General features: G+C 54.4%; 19 protein-coding genes and 2 pseudogenes. 15 read left to right on the forward strand and 6 right to left on the reverse strand.

Translation table 11 applies throughout. The annotated features are described in order from the left end of the window. Positions 1-163 precede the first annotated feature (163 nt). From Q1M04_RS12650 to Q1M04_RS12695, 9 genes and pseudogenes are all read left to right on the forward strand, one after another. Complete coding sequence (locus Q1M04_RS12650; protein WP_297999194.1) at positions 164-1720, forward strand: reverse transcriptase/maturase family protein; 1557 nt, start codon at positions 164-166, stop codon at positions 1718-1720. A gap of 343 nt (positions 1721-2063) precedes the next feature. Continuing rightward, complete coding sequence (locus Q1M04_RS12660; protein ID WP_300448053.1) at positions 2064-2423, forward strand: TnpV protein; 360 nt, start codon at positions 2064-2066, stop codon at positions 2421-2423. Positions 2424-2571: 148 nt separating this feature from the next. Beyond that, entirely contained in the window at positions 2572-3240 is a 669-nt protein-coding gene (locus tag Q1M04_RS12665; protein ID WP_297999187.1) for a response regulator transcription factor, read from the forward strand. Next, a complete protein-coding gene (locus Q1M04_RS12670; RefSeq protein ID WP_297999185.1) occupies positions 3237-4313 on the forward strand; it encodes a HAMP domain-containing sensor histidine kinase in 1077 nt (358 codons plus the stop codon). The genes Q1M04_RS12665 and Q1M04_RS12670 overlap by 4 nt, the downstream gene beginning before the upstream one ends. A gap of 85 nt (positions 4314-4398) precedes the next feature. After that, on the forward strand, positions 4399-4551 hold the full coding sequence (locus Q1M04_RS12675; RefSeq protein WP_297999183.1) for a hypothetical protein: 153 nt from the start codon (positions 4399-4401) through the stop codon (positions 4549-4551). Next, positions 4548-5087, forward strand: coding sequence for an ABC transporter ATP-binding protein (locus Q1M04_RS12680; protein ID WP_366132086.1), 540 nt, complete (start codon positions 4548-4550; stop codon positions 5085-5087). The genes Q1M04_RS12675 and Q1M04_RS12680 overlap by 4 nt, the downstream gene beginning before the upstream one ends. A 2-nt stretch (positions 5088-5089) precedes the next feature. Then, a complete protein-coding gene (locus Q1M04_RS12685; RefSeq protein ID WP_297999181.1) occupies positions 5090-6100 on the forward strand; it encodes an ABC transporter permease in 1011 nt (336 codons plus the stop codon). A 404-nt stretch (positions 6101-6504) separates the two neighbouring features. Beyond that, positions 6505-6828, forward strand: coding sequence for a hypothetical protein (locus Q1M04_RS12690; protein WP_297999178.1), 324 nt, complete (start codon positions 6505-6507; stop codon positions 6826-6828). Then, positions 6803-7045 (forward strand): annotated as a pseudogene (locus tag Q1M04_RS12695) (helix-turn-helix domain-containing protein); the annotation flags it as partial. The gene Q1M04_RS12690 and the pseudogene Q1M04_RS12695, both read left to right, overlap by 26 nt. Positions 7046-7302: 257 nt before the next feature. On the opposite strand, the pseudogene Q1M04_RS12700 reads toward Q1M04_RS12695, so the two are convergent. After that, positions 7303-7494: pseudogene (locus Q1M04_RS12700) on the reverse strand (IS3 family transposase); the annotation flags it as partial. A gap of 276 nt (positions 7495-7770) precedes the next feature. On the opposite strand from Q1M04_RS12700, the gene Q1M04_RS12705 reads away from it, so the two are divergent. Next, positions 7771-9459, forward strand: coding sequence for a recombinase family protein (locus Q1M04_RS12705; RefSeq protein ID WP_297999176.1), 1689 nt, complete (start codon positions 7771-7773; stop codon positions 9457-9459). 61 nt (positions 9460-9520) lie between these two features. Here Q1M04_RS12705 and Q1M04_RS12710 read toward each other — a convergent pair whose 3' ends face one another. Further along, the gene (locus Q1M04_RS12710) at positions 9521-10429 is read right to left on the reverse strand and encodes a LysM peptidoglycan-binding domain-containing protein (protein ID WP_297999174.1); all 909 of its coding nucleotides are present in this window, start codon (positions 10427-10429) and stop codon (positions 9521-9523) included. 118 nt (positions 10430-10547) lie between these two features. Between Q1M04_RS12710 and Q1M04_RS12715 the strand changes: the two genes are divergently transcribed. The 5 genes from Q1M04_RS12715 to Q1M04_RS12735 all read left to right on the forward strand — a co-directional run bounded on the left by Q1M04_RS12715 (position 10548) and on the right by Q1M04_RS12735 (position 15978). Beyond that, positions 10548-11684 carry a hypothetical protein gene (locus tag Q1M04_RS12715; protein WP_297999172.1) on the forward strand — a complete coding sequence of 379 codons (1137 nt, stop codon included), beginning with the start codon at positions 10548-10550 and terminating at the stop codon, positions 11682-11684. Between the two features lie 156 nt (positions 11685-11840). Beyond that, positions 11841-12323, forward strand: coding sequence for a polymer-forming cytoskeletal protein (locus Q1M04_RS12720; protein WP_204791575.1), 483 nt, complete (start codon positions 11841-11843; stop codon positions 12321-12323). A gap of 131 nt (positions 12324-12454) precedes the next feature. Further along, entirely contained in the window at positions 12455-14233 is a 1779-nt protein-coding gene (locus Q1M04_RS12725) for a CvpA family protein (protein WP_297999169.1), read from the forward strand. Positions 14234-15115: 882 nt separating this feature from the next. Next, complete coding sequence (locus Q1M04_RS12730; RefSeq protein WP_297999167.1) at positions 15116-15355, forward strand: transposase; 240 nt, start codon at positions 15116-15118, stop codon at positions 15353-15355. An 86-nt stretch (positions 15356-15441) separates the two neighbouring features. After that, positions 15442-15978: a transposase gene (locus tag Q1M04_RS12735; RefSeq protein ID WP_297999165.1), complete on the forward strand. Its 537-nt coding sequence runs from the start codon at positions 15442-15444 to the stop codon at positions 15976-15978. 152 nt (positions 15979-16130) lie between these two features. Here Q1M04_RS12735 and Q1M04_RS12740 read toward each other — a convergent pair whose 3' ends face one another. From Q1M04_RS12740 to Q1M04_RS12755, 4 genes are all read right to left on the reverse strand, one after another. Continuing rightward, positions 16131-16349 carry a hypothetical protein gene (locus Q1M04_RS12740; protein ID WP_204790412.1) on the reverse strand — a complete coding sequence of 73 codons (219 nt, stop codon included), beginning with the start codon at positions 16347-16349 and terminating at the stop codon, positions 16131-16133. A 116-nt stretch (positions 16350-16465) separates the two neighbouring features. Further along, complete coding sequence (locus Q1M04_RS12745; RefSeq protein WP_300346666.1) at positions 16466-17053, reverse strand: ABC-2 transporter permease; 588 nt, start codon at positions 17051-17053, stop codon at positions 16466-16468. After that, entirely contained in the window at positions 17053-17901 is an 849-nt protein-coding gene (locus Q1M04_RS12750) for an ABC transporter ATP-binding protein (RefSeq protein ID WP_297999161.1), read from the reverse strand. The genes Q1M04_RS12745 and Q1M04_RS12750 overlap by 1 nt, the downstream gene beginning before the upstream one ends. Then, positions 17898-18278, reverse strand: coding sequence for a GntR family transcriptional regulator (locus tag Q1M04_RS12755; RefSeq protein ID WP_204790409.1), 381 nt, complete (start codon positions 18276-18278; stop codon positions 17898-17900). The genes Q1M04_RS12750 and Q1M04_RS12755 overlap by 4 nt, the downstream gene beginning before the upstream one ends. Between the last annotated feature and the right edge of the window lie 48 nt (positions 18279-18326).

The following is an 18326-nucleotide window of genomic DNA, read 5'->3' on the forward strand; positions in this document are numbered from 1 at the left end:
GGGGCAACAAGAAGTACATGAATATGAGGCACCTGGAAGCTGCTCTGGAGGACACCTCTATTGCCGGCTGACTTCATTCCACCCAGAGTCTGCATACTAATTTGCGAAATAATCTTGACACTACCACCGCAGCTACCAGCCGAAGCCTGCCCGCCGGACGTATATCAGGAAGAAAAACGGCAAAAAGCGTCCGCTGGGCATCCCCTCCGCAAATGACAGGCTGGTGGAAGAAGTCGTGCGTATGCTGCTTGAAGCCATCTATGAACCGGCATTTTCCAAATACTCTCACGGATTCCGACCTCACCGCAGCTGCCACACAGCGTTAAAGGAAATTCAACTGACCTTTTGTGGCACAAAGTGGATTATCGAGGGAGACATCCAGGGCTGCTTTGATAATTTCGACCACCATGTTCTCATCGACCTGCTGCGCAAACGCATTGAGGACGAAGCCTTTCTCGCCCTGATGTGGAAGTTCCTGAAAGCGGGCTATATGGAGCAATGGACTTATCACGCAACCCATAGCGGAACACCTCAAGGGTCTGGTATGAGCCCCATTCTCGCCAATATCTATATGAGCGAGTTAGACCAATTCATCGCACGGAAGATGCTGGAATTCCAAAGGAAGGAGAGTTACCGAAAACCCAGCAAGGAGTACGAGAAAATACACAGAAAGTACCTGTACTGGATGAAACGCTATAAAGAACTGCGGGATATGGGCCGTTTGGATGAATCGGAGCAGGCTTTGCAGACGATGAAATCCTGCCGGAAAATCATGTTTCAGACCAACGGCCACGACCCCTTTGACCCTAATTTCAAGTCCATTCAGTACAACCGATATGCAGATGATTTTCTTGTTGGGGTCATTGGCTCAAGGCAGGAGGCGGTAAGCCTCAAAGAGCAAATTGCGAATTTTCTGAAAGACCACCTGAAACTGACGCTGTCCATGGAAAAAACAAAGGTGACCCATTCCAGCCAACGAGTGCGCTACCTCGGCTACGACATTTTCGTCAGCCGGAGCAAAGACACCAAGCGCAGCAAAAACGGAACATTGCGCAGAGCGTGGTATGGGACGGTGAATCTGCGGATGCCCCATGAAAAATGGCAGTCCAAACTTCAGGAATACAAAGCCTTCATCATTACGCATGACCAGCATGGCAAAGAGCAGTGGAGAGCCATGCCGCGGCGTTCTCTTGTAAACCGGGAGGACATTGATATTCTGAGAAAATTCAACTCCGAAATCAGCGGGCTGTATCAATATTACAGGTTAGCGCTGAACGTTTCCACACTGAACAAATTCCTGTATATCATGGAATACAGTATGCTAAAAACCTTTGGCATGAAGTATCGCGCTAAAGTCAGCAAAATCAAAGAAAAGTATGTCCGAAATGGACACTTTGGCGTGGATTACATGACCAAAGCAGGGCCCAAACGCTGCGAGTTCTATCATGACGGATTCCAGATGAACGAGCAAGCCGCGCCCGTTTATGCAGACATTCTCCCAGAGTATAGGAAACGCCAGTGGAGCAACAGCCTTGCTAATCGGCTCAAAGCGGGAACCTGTGAAATCTGTGGTCTGAAAACGAACAGCATCCTGATTCATCATGTGAAGAAACTGAAAAAGCTCAAGGGCAAAGACATTTACGAGCTCAAGATGCTGGAAATTCGGAGAAAAACTCTGGCTTTATGCCAAAATTGCTATTTCGATTGCCATAACTGCTGATGCCCATCGTTAGATGGAGAGCCGTATACTCCGAGAGGGGTACGTGCGGTTCGGAGGGGAGGGAGCCGAAACCTGCCGGGCGCAACTCGGTAAGGCGCGGCTGCCCTTACCCTATTACATCTCCGAGGCCCTTGGGAAAGCCACAATCGATACGAAAACCCACGGTCAAACCAAGGGCAAATCCGGCTCGTACTCGACTAATTTTCAAATGAGCGGCCGCGATATGCCATAATATCTTGTGACGAGTTCAGTTGCCCAACAAAATTCACGAACAGGGACACGATCAACTGGACTTTTCGTGGAAAAAATAGGACAATAGGACTTGAACACAAGGAGGTTCATTATGATAGAATTAACGTATACGAGAGTGGGAGACTACTACATTCCCGATCTGATACTTGACGAGGGACCGGAACAGGATGTATTCTATGGCAAGTATGGTGATCTTCGACGTGACTATCTCCGGGAGCATCGACCCAAGTTATGGATGGTGCTGGTAAACAGCGGCAAGCTGGCCGATCACCTAAAGGGTGTCGAGCGGATGGCAGAGCAACGCATGGACACGCTCCTGCCCCAATTTATGAAAGCTGCTGGTGTAACAGAGGAATTGAAAGCGCGTGACCAGATAACGTGGTTGGGGCTAATGAATAACTGCAAGGCCAGAGTTGAGGAAAACATTTTTTCGGAACTGATTTACTGTTAATTGCTAAAGCGACCAGTGGGAAAAGTCCGTCTGGTCGCTTTGCTATATGTGGCGGCACATAGTTACGTCTTCTTATCATCGCAGTTTTATCGCTTGTGTTCTTGTAAGAATAGAATTATAATGTTTGGTAGAAAAAGGGGTGATTTCTTTGGCAAACATTCTGATCGTCGAAGATGAAAAGGCTATGCAGGACATTATTGTGGACTATATGAGAAAAGGCGGACATACCTGTTTTACCGCTGGAGATGGCATAGATGCCCTTGTCATGCTGAAGAATCATCCTATGGAGCTGATGATTCTGGATGTGATGATGCCCCACCTGGACGGCTTTTCCGTCTGCAAAATGGCGCGGGAAATGAGTAATATGCCTATTATCATGCTGACCGCCAAGGGCGGCGAGGACGATAAATTAAAAGGCTATGAGTATGGAGTCGATGACTACATGACAAAACCTTTCAGCCCCAAGGTGCTGCTTGCAAAGGCAAACGCCCTGCTTCGCCGTTCTTCCTCCGTTCCGTTGGACGCATTGAGCTTCGGGAAAATAACAGTAGTGCCGTCCTCTCACAAAGTATTTATAGACGGGCAGGAAATCACGCTCACCCATAAGGAATACGAACTGTTGTATTTCTTCATGGTAAATCCCGGACAGATTTTCACCCGTGACCAACTGCTGAACAGGATTTGGGGCTATGACTTTGAGGGAACTACCCGGACGGTAGACACTCATATCAAAACCCTGCGGCAGAAATTAGGCGACGAGGGAAAACACATTGTCACTCTCATTCGCTCCGGCTATAAATTCGAGGTAACAGTATGAAAATAAAGGATAATTTTACGTTCCGTACCGTCCGTAAAAAGATATTGATGGTTTCTAAGTTAGCTGGTATTCTGCTTATCCTTTCATACATCCTTTCGACCAAGTTGGAAATTGAGCCTGATATTTCACTTGCCCTTTGGTTCGCTTTTGTCATTGTCATTGTCCTTGTTGTCGATTTTTTAATGGGGCACTTTATTTCAAAACCCATTTCAAAACTCAATCAAACGGCCCGGAAGATGGCAAAACTGGACTTTTCCGCTCCATGTGCCATTATGACCAATGACGAATTTGGAGAATTAGCCGTAAGCCTCAATACGATGGCTGATAATCTTCAACAGGCCCTTGCCAGACTGGAAGTGGCAAATACACGGCTTGAAAAAGATGTGGAGCAGGAGCGGCGGCTGCTGGCCGAGCGCAAAGAGTTGGTAGACCAGCTTTCCCATGAAATGAAAACTCCGCTGGGCGTGATCCGCGCCTATGCCGAGGGATTGCAGGACGAAACCGACGAGGCAAAAAAACAGAAGTATTCGGAAATCATCATCACCGAAACGGAACGAATGAGTGGGCTAATCACAACGCTATTAGATTTATCCGCGTTGGAAACTGGCGCTACCCAGCTTGTCCCGGAACGATTTGATTTTGTGGAATTTCTTGAAACTGTTGCCGGGCGGCTGTTGATCGACGTGCCGGACGCCAATTTTACATTGCAATATGAACTACCCGAACACAAGGTATATATTGATACGGATAAGGCCCGCATGGAACAAGTTTTAGATAACTTGATCGTCAACGCAAAGAAAAATGTCCAGCCGGGAGGTGTCTTAAAACTATCCCTGCGGGAACAACAGGGCGCATTACATTTTTCCATCTACAATCAAGGCCCCACAATTCCACAGGAGAACTTGTCAAAAATCTGGACGAAATTCTACCGGGACAGCAATTCCAAATACAGCGGTTCCGGGCTGGGGCTTGCCATCGTCGCACAAGTTCTGTCCATGCAGGAACTGGACTTCGGCGTAAAAAACTGTTCCGATAGCGTGGAGTTTTATTTTTCTATCCCCGCTGCCGAATAATTTCACACGGATTTCACAGAGACCTCACACCAATTTCACACCGCCCATCTAAACTCTCCTTATCTCAAATAAGGAGGGTTTTCTTATGTTTTTAGGTTTAGCGTGGTACTGGTGGCTGGTAATTGTGGTGGTGCTGATCGTCTCCATCCCTTTCAAGGTCAAGTTTATGAAGTGGTGGAGCAAGCGGGAGCAGGAGAAGAAAAAGGAGCAGCACGGGAAATGGGGTGATGATGAATGATTGAAGTAAAGGATTTGACGTTCTCCTACGGCAAAGACAAACAGGCGCTGCACGGCCTGGACTTCACTGTGGAAGATGGGGAAATCTTTGGCTTCCTGGGGCCGAATGGCTCCGGGAAATCAACGACCCAAAAAATACTGACCGGGATTTTGAAAGGACACGGCGGCAAGGTGTCGCTGTTCGGGCAGGATATTTCTGCGGCACACACGCAGGAGTTTTTTCAAAAGATCGGCGTCTTATTTGAGTTTCCCTATCTGTATGCCAATTTGAGCGCCGTTGACAATCTCAAATATTTTTCTTCGTTCTATCCGAAAGAGCAGATACGCAGTATTGAGGAAGTATTGGAGGAATTGGAATTTAAGTTAGATTGGATTTACTTTCATCCATTTTATCATATTTATATGGGCCTGAAAAACGCTTACTTTGGAAATCCCTCGAATAGCCTTGCCTATTATTTGGGGTGTCTGGCTGCAATCGTGGTATTATTCGCAGGCGTACAGCGTGTGTTCCGCAGAGAAATGGGAAGGGAGGGCTGAATATGAAAGGTTTACGCTACCAACTGAAAAGCGTGTTGCATGACAAGTTTTGCCTGATGACCTTTCTTTTACCCATTGTCGTTGCGGTAGCTTTGAACTTTGTCGGTGCAATCGACTTTTCTACGTTGGGCGAGATGCATTTTGGGGTTCTGAAAGGCGATTTGCCGACACAAACCGTTACATGGCTGGAACGCTATGGCCCGGTGACAGCTTATCCGACGATGGAAGAACTGACGGACGCAATCAAAGAGCCGTCTACCAATCTAATCGGTGTGGAGGCTGATGGAAGCAGCATCAAAACAATTCTTTCCGGCGACGAGTTGGATATATTTCGCCAAACCGCTGACACGCTCCCTGACCTATATGAACAGCGAAATGCCGCAGGACAGACAAAGGTTCACGTTTTAGAGCGCCCCAATGTGATGGCTGGATTTCAAGATATGTTCATTGCTGTTACATTGATTGTCGCTATGTTTATGGGATGCACCTTTAACGCAATGAACATGATTTCTGAAAAGGAGGACGGCGTTGCGTTTATCAACGAGATTTTGCCAATGACCCGTAGCCAATATATCATGCAAAAGCTCTTTGTTGGATTTATCTGCGGGTGCTTATCCTCCATTATTACGGTTTGTATCTGCTTCCGGCTTTCTCTGCAAAATGCGGCGCTCATGCTGGTGCTTATTGTGCTTTCCGCATTTGTGGCAGCATTGATAGGCTTATTCATTGGCAGAGCTTCCAATGGGCTGATGGTCGGCGTGGTTTATATCAAAATCGTTATGTTGCTATTTATGGCTGTACCAATCTTGAGCTTTCTTGTGGGAATAAGTCAGCCGCTTCTTTCCGCAGTTTGCTACCTTGTCCCCTCGCAGGCAACATTCGAGGGTATTATGGACTTATCAACAGGCAACGGGACAGCAGCAGTAAAGGATATTTTTATTCTCTTAGCTCATTGCATTGGATGGTTCCTGTTATATATTGGCCTTTCCGTACATCAGAGGAAAAACGCATAAATGGTTCATAATAAGCCGCAGTCAAAGGAGTTGTTTGATCGCGCAAGAGGCAAAGGGGCCATTAGAGCAGATTATATGCTTTAGACGGCGGCTTTTGAGAAATCAAAGCCGCCGTTTTTATGACCAGCAGGCGGCATATAGGAGGATGCCGCCATGCGGCTACGATGGAAAAATCAGCTTGATATTCACTTGTCAAAAAAAGCCTGTTCCCCGCAACGGCGCACTCCACCCACACTTGCGAAAACCGTCACTTCCTGACGGCTCATACTGTTATTACTTGCACCCGAATGGTCTTGTGCCGTCCGGGTGCGTTTGTATTTCCAGGCCGCTCACTTCGGCCTCGGTGCCGCTCACCTCCTTTCGTTCAGCCCCCAGCAAAAATCTGAACGAAAGGAAAATGCAGGATGGGAATTACCATCAGAAAGCATAGGCGCAATCTGTCCTATGACGATGCCACCACCCTTGACGAGCTTTGGGTGATTTCCAAGCAGTTTGACCGGAGCTTTTACCGTGAGTGGAAAGACCATTGGGACGAACGCGGCTATGACGAATACATAGTTGTCACCGATGGCCGCTTGCCCTACTGCGAATCGCCTGAGGAATATGTGTGCCGCATGGAAACCCGCAGGGAAATTCTTGCGGTGCTGGCACTCTGTACCGAGAAGCAGCGGGAAAGGTTTTTGCTCCACGCTCTGTTCGATCTCAGTTGCGGGGCTGTCACAAATTAACCGGGAAAGTATCAACGCTATCCGTACCGCTGTATGGGAGCTGGAAAAAGCTGGGTATATTAAGCGGCGGCAGGGACGCGACGAGAAAGGCAAAATGACCGCCATTGAGTACACCATATATGAGCAGCCCCAGCCGCCGGACGACACCCCGCCGGGATTGGATAAACCGATATTGGAAAATCCAACACCGGGCAATCCGATATTGGAAAATCCGACACCGGGTAAATTAAAGTGTCCCCTTTGTCAAGGACAAAATAAGAAATAGACACCCCAATATTTGGACAGGCAATAAAAAGGACAGCAGGCCGAATGAATCTGAAGTATTTGTCACCGAATCAAAGAATCAAAAACTGTCTCTTGTTCCAAAGCGTGTGCGCCAAGTTCATTGGGAGTTTTAGGGATTTCAGGCAGCGAGGGTTTGCTGGGGAGGTCAAGAGGATAAATGCCGGTAGTGACAAAGGAGAAATATTCGTTGGGAGAAAGCTTAGCCAAATCCCACTGATACCTCTCGCTGTTGTAATATGACATATAATCGTCAATAACCGCTTTTACTTCGTCAAAAGAGAGATCACCTGTTAAGTCAATCAAATCTTTCATATGTCCAAAGAAACTTTCCTGCGGCGCGTTATCCCAGCAATTTCCTTTGCGGGACATAGAGCGGCGAAGCATATCTGCTTTGACCGGAACATAAACATTTGCGCAGGAGGTGTCTGCCATGGAGGAAAGGGCAAAAACGGCAAAAAACTTGACACAGCCGCAAGAGGTCACGACGACCATCCACTACGCGCACAACGGTCCAAGCCTGGAATCCTGCCTGGTTTCCATCCTTTCTGCACACCTGTCAAAAAGTGCGGTTATTTGACACGTTTTCTCATATTTGCTACAATATAAATGTAGATATTGTTCCGCAAATATGAGAGGTTTCAGCAGAAGGGAGCATCTATGACCTTTGTGCGGAACAAAAAAGAGAACAGCGACAGCTCCATCGTCCAATGGCGCATAGCGGTCTATGTCCGCCTCAGCAAAGAGGACGGGGACAAATTGGAGAGCGATAGTATCCAGAATCAAAAACGGATCATCGAACAGCACATCAAATATCTGCAAGACCAGGGAGAGCAGATCGCCTCTGTGGAAATCTACTCCGATGACGGCTACCCGGGCGGCAACTTCGACCGCCCGGAGTATAAGCGCATGATGCGGGACATTGAGGCGGGAATCATTAACTGTGTGATCTTCAAAGACAATTCCCGCCTGGGCCGGAACTACCCGGAGCTGGGGCGGCTGATGGAGGAATATTTTCCGCAGAAGGGCATCCGGGTCATCTCCGTCTTGAACCACATAGACAGCTTGAAGGATCCCCATGGGTATTGCAGTGCCATTGTCTCCTTCTCCAACATCATGAACGACGACTACATCCGGCAGCTCTCCATCAAGATCAAGTCCACCTTTGCCATGAAGCGGGAGCGGGGGGAGTTCCTGGGCAACTACGCCCCCTACGGCTATATGAAAAGCCCCGAGGACCGGCACAAGCTGGTGATCGACCCGGAGGCCGCCGAGGTGGTCCGCATGATCTTCCAATGGTACGCCGGGGGAACACCTGCCAGCCGCATTGTGAAACAGCTCAACGCCCTGGAGATCATGCCACCCTCGGTCTACAAGACCAGCAAGGGATGCAGGGGCTTTGACCATCACTCCAGCGGAGGTGTGAAGCGCAACGCCTGGGCGCTGACCACGGTGAACTCCATCTTGAAGGACGAGGTGTACATCGGAAATCTGGTACAGGGAAAGCACAAAAGCACTTCGTACCGGACAAAGAAAATGGTTCCCACAGATGAAAGCGAGTGGACGGTGATCGAGGGGACCCACGAGGCCATCATCACGGACGAGGTATTCGCCGCAGTGCATGAACGGTACGCCCGGCATCCCAGGGCGCGCAAGGGCCTGCAAACCAGCTACCTGCTCTCCGGCTTCGTCAGGTGCGCCCATTGCGGGGGGCGGATGAACCGGAACGTTTCCCACGGCGTCGCCCGGTTTCGGTGCATGACCCGGATCTATTCCCCCGAGAGATGCCAGTGTCCATCCATCCGGGAGGCGGCTCTGGAGGCGGCGATTTTGAAAGCGATACAGACGCAGATCCAGGAACTGGCAGACGCAAAAACGGTCATTGACGCAGCCCGACAGGTCAGAAGTGACGGCTGTGCCTCTAATGAGCACCTGATTGCGCTCAACCGCGCCGAGCGGGAGCGGAAACGGCTGGAGAACGCGAAGTTCCGCCTGTACGACAACTTTGAAAAGGGAATCCTGGACCAGGACGAATATCTTCACTTCAAAGAAAAGTACAATGCGGAGATCGCGGAGCAGGAGGAGCAGATCAAGCGTCTGCAAACGGCCATGGCGGAACTCAAGGAGGCCCGGCGGCAGGATGACGAGTTCGTTTCGTATTTCGAGCAGTACGGCAACATAGACCGTCTGGACCGGGAGACCCTGGGGAGGCTTTTGGATTATGTTTCCGTAGAGGACGCCGTCAGCGTCCACATCTATTTCAAGTTCTCCCCGGAACGTGAAAAGCTCCTCGACTTCGCAAGAAATATCGAGGAGGAGGCGACGAGTGCGGCAGTTAATACACATTGAGATAAAATTAGAGGGGGTGATTTGCAGTTCATACACTCTTTCACGGAAGATGCCGGAAATATCAGGCGTTTTCTGACAAAACCCAGCAAATCCGAAAAATATGAAAAACGGTGTACGAAGTGCGGCATCCATATGTCATCAGCAGCACCCCATCCACCGCCGCCGACACGGCGGCGTAGTCATGTCCCTCATACAGCAATCCCCTCTGCCGGGTATTCGTCTTCGGAGCCAGCGCCGCCCAGAGGAACCTCCCCTGCGCCGCCAGCAGCTGCCGCAGCCGCCCCAAAAACGCCGCGTACGCCCCCGCCAGCTGGCCTGGCAAATACTCAAAATCCACATCCAGCCCTGCGAAGTCCTTCCGCAGCACCGTTTGCAGCACCTCCGCCGCCAGCCGCCCCTGGGCCTCGTAATCCGTCAGGATAAACGCCGCCCGGCCCGTGTCAAACTGCCCCGCCTCCGTCAGCGTAGACAGGTGCATCACCGGCTTCGTCCCCCGTTCCCGGGCCGCCTCCAGCATAGCCTCGTCATCCAGCGGCAAAAGCCCGCCCTCCGCCGTGATTCCGTAGGTGAAAGGCGCCATCGCTGAAAGGTAGGGCAGCTGCTCCGCCAGCAGTTCCGGCGTGATGAAGGGATAGGCGTAGCCGTTGAACACGCCCTCCCCCAGCTTTTCGCCAAAATACGAAACCACCAGAAGCTGGCCCGCCGCCAGGGCTTCCTGTCCGCCCAGGGCCCAGTTATTCCGCCACAGCTGCCGCACCGTGGTCCCGTACTGCGCGGCGATGGAGGTCAGCGTCTCCCCCGCCGCCGCGACATGAACCGCCCGGGGAAACCGCACGACCAGCGTCTGCCCAACCGCCAGGGCATAGTCCGGCGGCAGCTCGTTGTCCGCCGCCAGCTGCTTTGGGGCCACGCCATATCCGGCGGCAATGGAGTCCACGGTCTCTCCGGGACTTACTACATGGATTGTCATAAGACCTCACCTCTTTCGGAAAAGCCTATGTCCCGTCCTTTGTCCCCTATGCGAATTTCCCTGCATACCCGGTCCGCCGCCGCATATGTATGGGGCAAAGGACAAGGAGGCTTTGCGGATGAAACGACGGCGGAAGTGGACCCGATACTTGACCCCAGGCCTGGTCTTTCAGTCCGTTCTGATAGGCGGCGGCTACGGCACCGGGGCGGAGATCGCCCGGTACTTTGGCTGCCACGGCCTGATGGGCGGGCTGCTGGCCCTGGGAGCGGCGGCGGCGGGGTGGGCCGCGCTGTGCGCCGTCACCTTCGAGTTTGTCCGGGTCTTTCGGACCTATGATTACGGCTCCATGATGAAGCGCCTTCTGGGCCGGGCCGGGTTCCTCTACGATCTCTGCTTCAACGCCATGCTTCTCCTGGTTCTGGGGGTGGTCAATGCCACCGCCGCCGCCATGATCCGCGCCCTGACGGGCCTGCCCTCCTGGGTGGGGGTGGGGCTTCTCTCACTGGGCGTGGTCCTGCTGGTTCTAAACGGCACGGAGGCCATAGAAAAAGCCCTGTCCCTCTGGGCCTATGTGCTCTACGCCGTCTTCCTCCTCTTTTTCGCCGCCGTCTTCCTCCGCTTTGGGGACGCGGTTACCGCCGAGCTCCGGAGGGCGGAGATCGGTTCCGGATGGTTCCTCAGCGGCCTGCGCTATGCCTCCTATAACCTCATCTGCGTTTCCATGATCCTCTACACCCTCCGGGATCTTCAAAACCGCCGGGAGGCTGTGGCCTGCGGCGTTCTGGCCGGAATTCTGGGAGCCGCCCCCGCCCTGCCGCTGCTGCTGGCCATGGGCTGCGACCTTCCGGCGGTCCTGGCCTCCGAAACGCCGGTGACCGCCATTTTTGAGCGGCTGGATATGCCCTGGCTCTACGTCCTCTTTGAAATCGTCCTTTTCGGCACGCTTGTGGAGACCGCCGCCGGGTTCATCAAGGCCCTGGAGGACCGGGTGGAGCAGTCCCTCTTTCGAGGCCGGTCCCTCCGGCCAAACCGGCCCGCTTCCTCCGGGCCTGCTCCGTCCGGTTCCTCTTGGCCCTGGCTGGCCCGGTCTCTTATCACCGGGGCCGTGACGGCCCTGGGCGTCTGCGTCTCCACCTTCGGCCTGACGGACCTCATCGACAAAGGCTATGGCGCTATCTGCTACGGCGCGCTGCTTCTTTTTGCCCTGCCCATGCTGACGGCAGGGGTCCGCATGATCCGGCGGAATGGGGCCTGACGGCGTTTCGACCCTTTCGCCCCTTCTTCTCCCCCGCCCTTCCAAAATACGCCCTCTTTTTTTGGCAGCCTCTCAGAGACTTTGTCCCTGCTCGGGCTTGTAATTCCCGGCGTATTATGGTATACTAACCTCACTTTTGCAGACGAGGTGAATGAAATGGCTTTTTTTGGAGGACAGCCCAAGACCGCCCCCGCCATGGAATCCCAGACCGATCATGACCAGCGGGAAGGCGCCGACATCCCCGAGCTCCCCGAGCCCCGGAGCAGCACCGTCATCGCCAAGGACCTAATTGTCACCGGCAGGCTCAGCGGAGAGGGCGTGGTCCAAATCGAGGGCACCGTAGAAGGCGAGGTCAACCTGAAGGGCTATGTCATCGTGACGGCCACCGGCAAGGTGAAGGGCCCCGTGGAGGCCGACGTGATCCGCGTCGCCGGCCAGGTGGAGGGCAATTTGGTTTCCCACGACCATATCCAGCTGGAACGCACCGGCACCATCAACGGCGACGTAACCACCGTTTCCTTTGTCATCGAAAACGGCGGCCGCCTCAATGGACGGACCACCATGGTTTCCGAGCAGCCGTCCACGCCCCATGTAGAGGGCCTGGCTCCGTCCCAGCCCGAGGAGGCTGACGGCGACTGAGCGTTTACATCCAGAAAAGGAACTTGCCCCATCCGGTGAAAATACTTTTCGCCGGATGGGGCAAACTTGATTTGTTCACACTTTTTCTGTAAAATACTGTGAAAAGAGAAAAAGAAAGGAGGGCTTTTTCCATGCCCTTTACATTCCAGTTCGGCGGTCCCAACGCCTTCGGAGGGGGGTTCAATCCCGAGAGCTTCCAGGGCGGGAACCCCAATCCCCGTCCCCGCAAGCCCCGGAAGCCGCGCCGCGCCATGGGCAGCGCCTTCAGCCGCACCGTCACCAACCTGCTGGTGACCCTGGTGTTCGGCGCGGTCTACTTCTACCTGGAGCTGCCCGCCCTGAACCTCCACGCCGAGGAGTTTTACGTTTTCGCCTTCCTCCTCTGCGCCGTGTACTGCGTCTGCGCCGTCTTCACCTCCGGCTTCCAGGGGGACGGCAGCGTCAAGGGCTATTTCCACTTCGTCCACAAGCAGTGCGCCGTCCCCTTCCTGGCGGTCATCGCCCTCATCGCCGCCCTGGCCCTGGGAGCCCTCAGCAGCTGGGTGGTCCTCCGGGCGGGCAGCTATTCCAAGCTCCTCCCCCTGGAAACCGGCAATTTTACCGCCGAGGTAGAGGAGATTTCCTACGACCAGATTCCCATGCTGGACGACGATTCCGCCGCCCGCCTGGGCAACCGGAAGCTGGGCGAGCTGGCGGACATGGTGTCCCAGTTTGAAATACTGACGGACTATACCCAGATCAATTACCAGGGCCGCCCCGTGCGGGTGACCTCCCTGCGGTACGGGGACCTCATCAAGTGGTTCACCAACCGGGGCGACGGCCTCCCCGCCTATATCATCATCGACATGGTGAGTCAGGAGGCGGAAATCGTCCGTTTGCAGGAGGGCATGAAGTACACCACCGCCGAGCATCTGGGCCGGAACCTGTACCGCCATCTGCGCTTCCACTATCCCACCATGATGTTCGACGGCCCGGTCTTTGAGATCGACGAGGAGGGCACCCCCTACTGGGTCTGTCCCCGGATCGTGCGGACCATCGGCCTCTTCGGCGGCGTCGACATCAAGGGCGCGGTCCTGGTCAACGCCGTCACCGGGGAGCACGAGTATTACGAGCAGGTCCCCAACTGGGTGGACCGCCTCTACTCTTATGATATCATCATGCAGCAGTACGATTACTACGGCATGTATCACAACGGCTTCCTGAACTCCATCTTCGGCCAGCGGGACGTGACGGTTACCACCGACGGCTGGAACTATATTGCCATAGACGACGACGTATTCATGTACACCGGCGTCACCTCCGTCACCTCGGACCAGTCCAACATCGGCTTCATCCTCACAAACCAGCGGACCAAGGCCACCAAGTTCTATCCCTGCGCCGGGGCCACGGAAATCTCCGCCCAGGAGTCCGCCCAGAGCCAGGTCCAGCAGATGCGCTACCGGGCCACGTTCCCCCTGCTTTTGAACATCGCAAGCCAGCCCACTTACTTCATGGCCCTGAAGGGGGAGGATGGGCTGGTCAAGATGTTCGCCATGGTCAACGTCCAGCAGTATGACATTGTCTCTACCGGCTCGACGGTGGGCGAATGCGAGACCAACTACCGCCAGACCCTGGCCCACCGGGGCCTCATCGTCGCGGGAGAGCAGAAGCCCGCCGCCGGGAATACCCAGGAGCAGGAGGGCGTCGTGGCGGAAATCCGCAGCGCGGTTATCGGCGGCAATACGCACTACTATGTCCGCATGGAAAACAGCTTGGGCTACCTGGACTTCAACGCCTCCGAGGTGCCCTTGGCGGTGCTGCTGAACGTCCGGGACCACATCCGCTACACCTTCGTGCTGGAGGGCGCGGAGTTCCCCGAGCACGGCATCGTCCCCGCCACCGGCTTCGAGCATATCGACTGGGATAATTAAAAACGCGGCGGCCGGGCGGGCCTGATACAGCATGACGCGAAGAGCCCCAAAGGCAGCCGCCGGAAAGCAAAGGCCATGTGAAATATGGTCCGGGCCGATCTCCAGCGGGCTTCCGCTGCGAGGCTCAGGATTTGAGCTTTTTCGCCCTTGAAGAAATCGAGCACCACATCTTTATGGGTTAATTGAAGGGTAAGTTCCTCCGGCGGGGAATACGCGGCGAAATCTGATAGGAATCAAACATGTCCGTGTTTCAGTGAATATAGAGGTCCTCCTTCGCCCGGGTCAGGGCCACATAAATCTTATGCCGGTCCTCGTCGTTTTTAAGAGGAACTTGATCCAACAGCAGATTACCATCTGCCGGTCCTAGAAGCTTATGACGACGTAAAGGCGGCGGAAAAGCGGGTTGAAGACGCAAAAACCGAAAAAGATGAATATTTTAGGGAGACGCCGAGATCTACCGGGCCGAATGCGCGACGGCCCTTCGGAAAGCTGAGATTGTCTTTGAGCGCACAGCGGAGGGGATTTGGCCCGCCATTGAGAACGTGGAGAACGCAGAGGAACGGGCGCGGCTTGTGAATATCAGCCAAACAGCGGACGGCGGCCCGGGCGTTGTTCTCCAGACCAGGGACGGTCTGCTGGAGGCTTGCCGGGTGTGTTCCGGGCGGAACCGCGGAGAGGCGGGAGAACCGAGACTTGCGGCCTCGATTTCCATGAAATAGGAAGAACCGACCGAAGCGGTTATTGAATCCTTCTGAGCGAACCAAAAAGGAGCCGTGGATTAGGCCTGTCGAAAAAGTCTGCCACAAGGCAGACTTTTTCGTGTAAAAATGATAAAACAGGGAATAAGGGGTGAGGGATATGTTGGAGCGAGGGGTAATAGAAATGGTGGACACAGAAAGCCTGGTGCCACCCGGACATCTATTGCGGCAGGTGGATGCAGCAGTAGATTTCGAGAAACTGCACGAAATCGTGGAGCCGTTGTACAGCGAGGAGGAGGGGCGACGAAGCATTGACCCAGTGGTGCTGTTCAAAATCGTATTGCTGCAGCATCTGGACGGAAACGCATCTCTGCGGAGAACGCTGCGCAGAGCGGAGACAGATATAGCCACCGGTGGTTTCTGAGGTACACGCTGAGTGAGGAACTGCCCCATTTTTCCACGGTGAGCTACAACTTCCGGCACTGATTTACCCCGGAAACGATAGAGGCAGTGTTTCAGTGGATATTGGAAGAGGCGGGAACGGCGGGAGCGCTGACGCCGGCGGCGGTATTTATAGATGGGGCACACATCAAAGCAAGCGCAAACCTGAAAAAAATGAAGCATGAAGTACCGGCAGCGGCAAAACGATACCAGGAGGAACTGCTGGCGGAGGTGAGTGCGGACCGGGAGGCTCAAGGAAAAAAGCCACTGGATGATGGGGATGAACCGCCCGAAATCGGAGGGAGGAAAAGGGACAAAACCTCAAAAGATCCGGAGTGTGGGGTATTCCACAAAGGGGAGCATAAGCGGTGCTTCGCCTATGAGGCCCATACTGCTTGTGACAAGAACGGTTACGTGTTGGAAGCAGTGGTCACCCCTGGAAATGTCCATGAGAGCGTGGCATTTGACGATGTTTACGGCAAATTGATTCAATCATTTCCAGAGGTGGAAACAGTGGTGGCGGACGCCGCCTGCAAGACCCCGCATATCTGCAAAAAGGTATTCCAGAATGGCCGGGTATTGTTCAAGCCTACAAGCGTCCCATGACCCGAAAGGGCGGACATCCCTACTCGATAGGGAGCATATCAGATCATAAGTTTTCAGAACTTTCCGCGGGTTCTGAAAACTTGCTCAGGCTGGCGAAAATACTTTTTCGACAGCCTGACGGGCCCTCCGCCTTATGGCGGAGGGCCCGCCGGTTATCCCCAGGCCCGCTTGATCTTGTCCCGTTCGTGCTGGTTCTCCACCCAGTTTTCCAGGTATCCGCAGTCATGGCAGACATAGCGGGCCACGGGAATCCGCTTCACCATCAGCGCCCGGGTGAGGAAGATGCCGTTGGAGAGGTAGCGGTGGGCGTCGTCCGGGACCCGAATGACGTCCGTGGAGCCGCAGACGGGGCAGCGCTTGGTATTTTTCATGTCATCTCTCCTTAATGGTGGTCCTTCCACATCTTCCACAGCCGGTCCGCAAGCGGCAAAAGCAGCAGAAGCAGCAGCAGATTATTTGGTACATGGGGCATTGCGTACCTCTCCTTTCAATTCTCCTTGTAGAGCTTCATGGACAGCGGGATGGAAAGCGCCGTTCCCGCCGCCGCCCCTAGGGGAAGCAGCACCACCAGGGGAACGGGCAGGCTGGGGAGTTCATCCACCATGTCCACAAGAATCCCTATGGAGATCGCCACGCCGAAGATCACCACCATGAAAATCATCCTTCCCCTCTCCACGCCGAAGTGCAGCACCGCCGGTAAGGTGATATCCAGGGTGATGATTCCCAAGCAAAGGCTCGCCAGCAGGGTGGGAACACTGGGAGCGCTTCCCGAAACAATCCCCGCCGCCGCCTGCACCGCCAGGCAGAACACCCCCGACGCCGCCATGCAGAGCCAGCCCAGCACGTACTTGCTCAGCACGATATCCCGCTTGGAATAGGGCATCATGGCCGCCAGCTGATTCCAATGGCTCCGCTCGTCATAGGCCATGGCCGTATAGGGCAGCATGGAGCACCAGACCACCAGGAACACCGTATTGAACGCACTGTTCACCATGGACAGCAGCGCCAACACCAGGACAAGCATTCTCATCTGCTTCCAGATCACATAGAAATCCTTCTGCACCAGCGCTTTCATCATTTCGCTCCTTTCACCATAAAGAGGATGATATCCTCCACCGTCGCCCGCTCCAGCTCCAGGCCCGCCGGGACCTCCTCCCGCCGGACCAGGGCCCGGACCCCGCCGTAGCCGCTGGCCTCCCGGCCCAGGACGGCCTCCTCCCGGAGGCTTTCCAGCTGCTCCGCCGTCCCGGCAAAGACGCCGTAGGTCTCCAGAAGCTGGTCCTTCTCGTCGCAAAAGAGGAGCTGTCCCCTGTGCAGGAAGGCAATGTAATCACAGAGCTTCTCCAAATCGCTGAGGATATGGGAGGAAATCAAAATGGAGTGGTCCTCCTCCCGGGTGAACTCGTTGAAAATCTCCAGCACCTCGTCCCGGACGATGGGGTCCAGGCCGGAGGTCGCCTCGTCCAGAATCAGCAGCTTTGGCTGGTGGCTCAGGGCCACGGCGATGGACAGCTTCATCTTCATGCCCCGGGAAAAGTCCTTGAAGGGCTTCTTCCCCGGCAGGTCGAAGCGGCGGAGGTAGCCGTCGTAGGTCCCCTGGTCCCAGTGCTTGTAGGTCCCCGCCATCACCTTCCCCACCTGGACGGCGGTGAGAGTTTCCGGGTAATACGCCTCGTCCAAAACGACGCCCACATCCTCCTTCACGGCCCGGAACTCCGGGGAGGACACATCCACCCCCAAAACCCTGGCAGTCCCGCCGTCGGGGCGGAGGGCGTTCATCAGCAGGCGGATGGTGGTGGATTTGCCCGCGCCGTTCTCCCCCACCAGGCCGCAGATGGTGCCGCTGGGCACCGTGAGGCTCAAATCCTGGATGGCAAATTCTCCAAAGGACTTGCAGATATGGTTCAGTTCAATGGCGTTCATACGTTCTCCTCCTCTAACAGGACGCGCAGCATGTCGATCAGTTCCTCCACCGTCACGGAACAGCTCTTCGCCAGTCCCGCGGCGGCGGTCAGGTGGTTTTCCAGCTCCTTGAGCTGCTGCTCCCGGATCAGGTCCAGATTCTTCTCCGCCACAAAGCAGCCCTTCCCGGCCACGGTGTAGAGGAAGCCCTCGGCCTCCAGCTCGTCATAGGCCCGCTTGGTGGTGATGACGGAGATTTTCAAATCCTTGGCCAGGGCCCGGATGGAGGGCAGGGCCTCCCCCGGGGTCAGGACCCCGGCGATGATCTGGGCCTTGAGCTGGGAGTAGATCTGCTCATAGATGGGCTGGCCCCCGGTGTTGCGGATGATGATTTCCATGGAAGCTCCTCCGTTTCACTGTTCATATACAGTATACACAGAATGAAC

Origin of the sequence: uncultured Oscillibacter sp., from assembly GCF_950073225.1 — a bacterium.
Lineage (GTDB): Bacteria > Bacillota > Clostridia > Oscillospirales > Oscillospiraceae > Oscillibacter.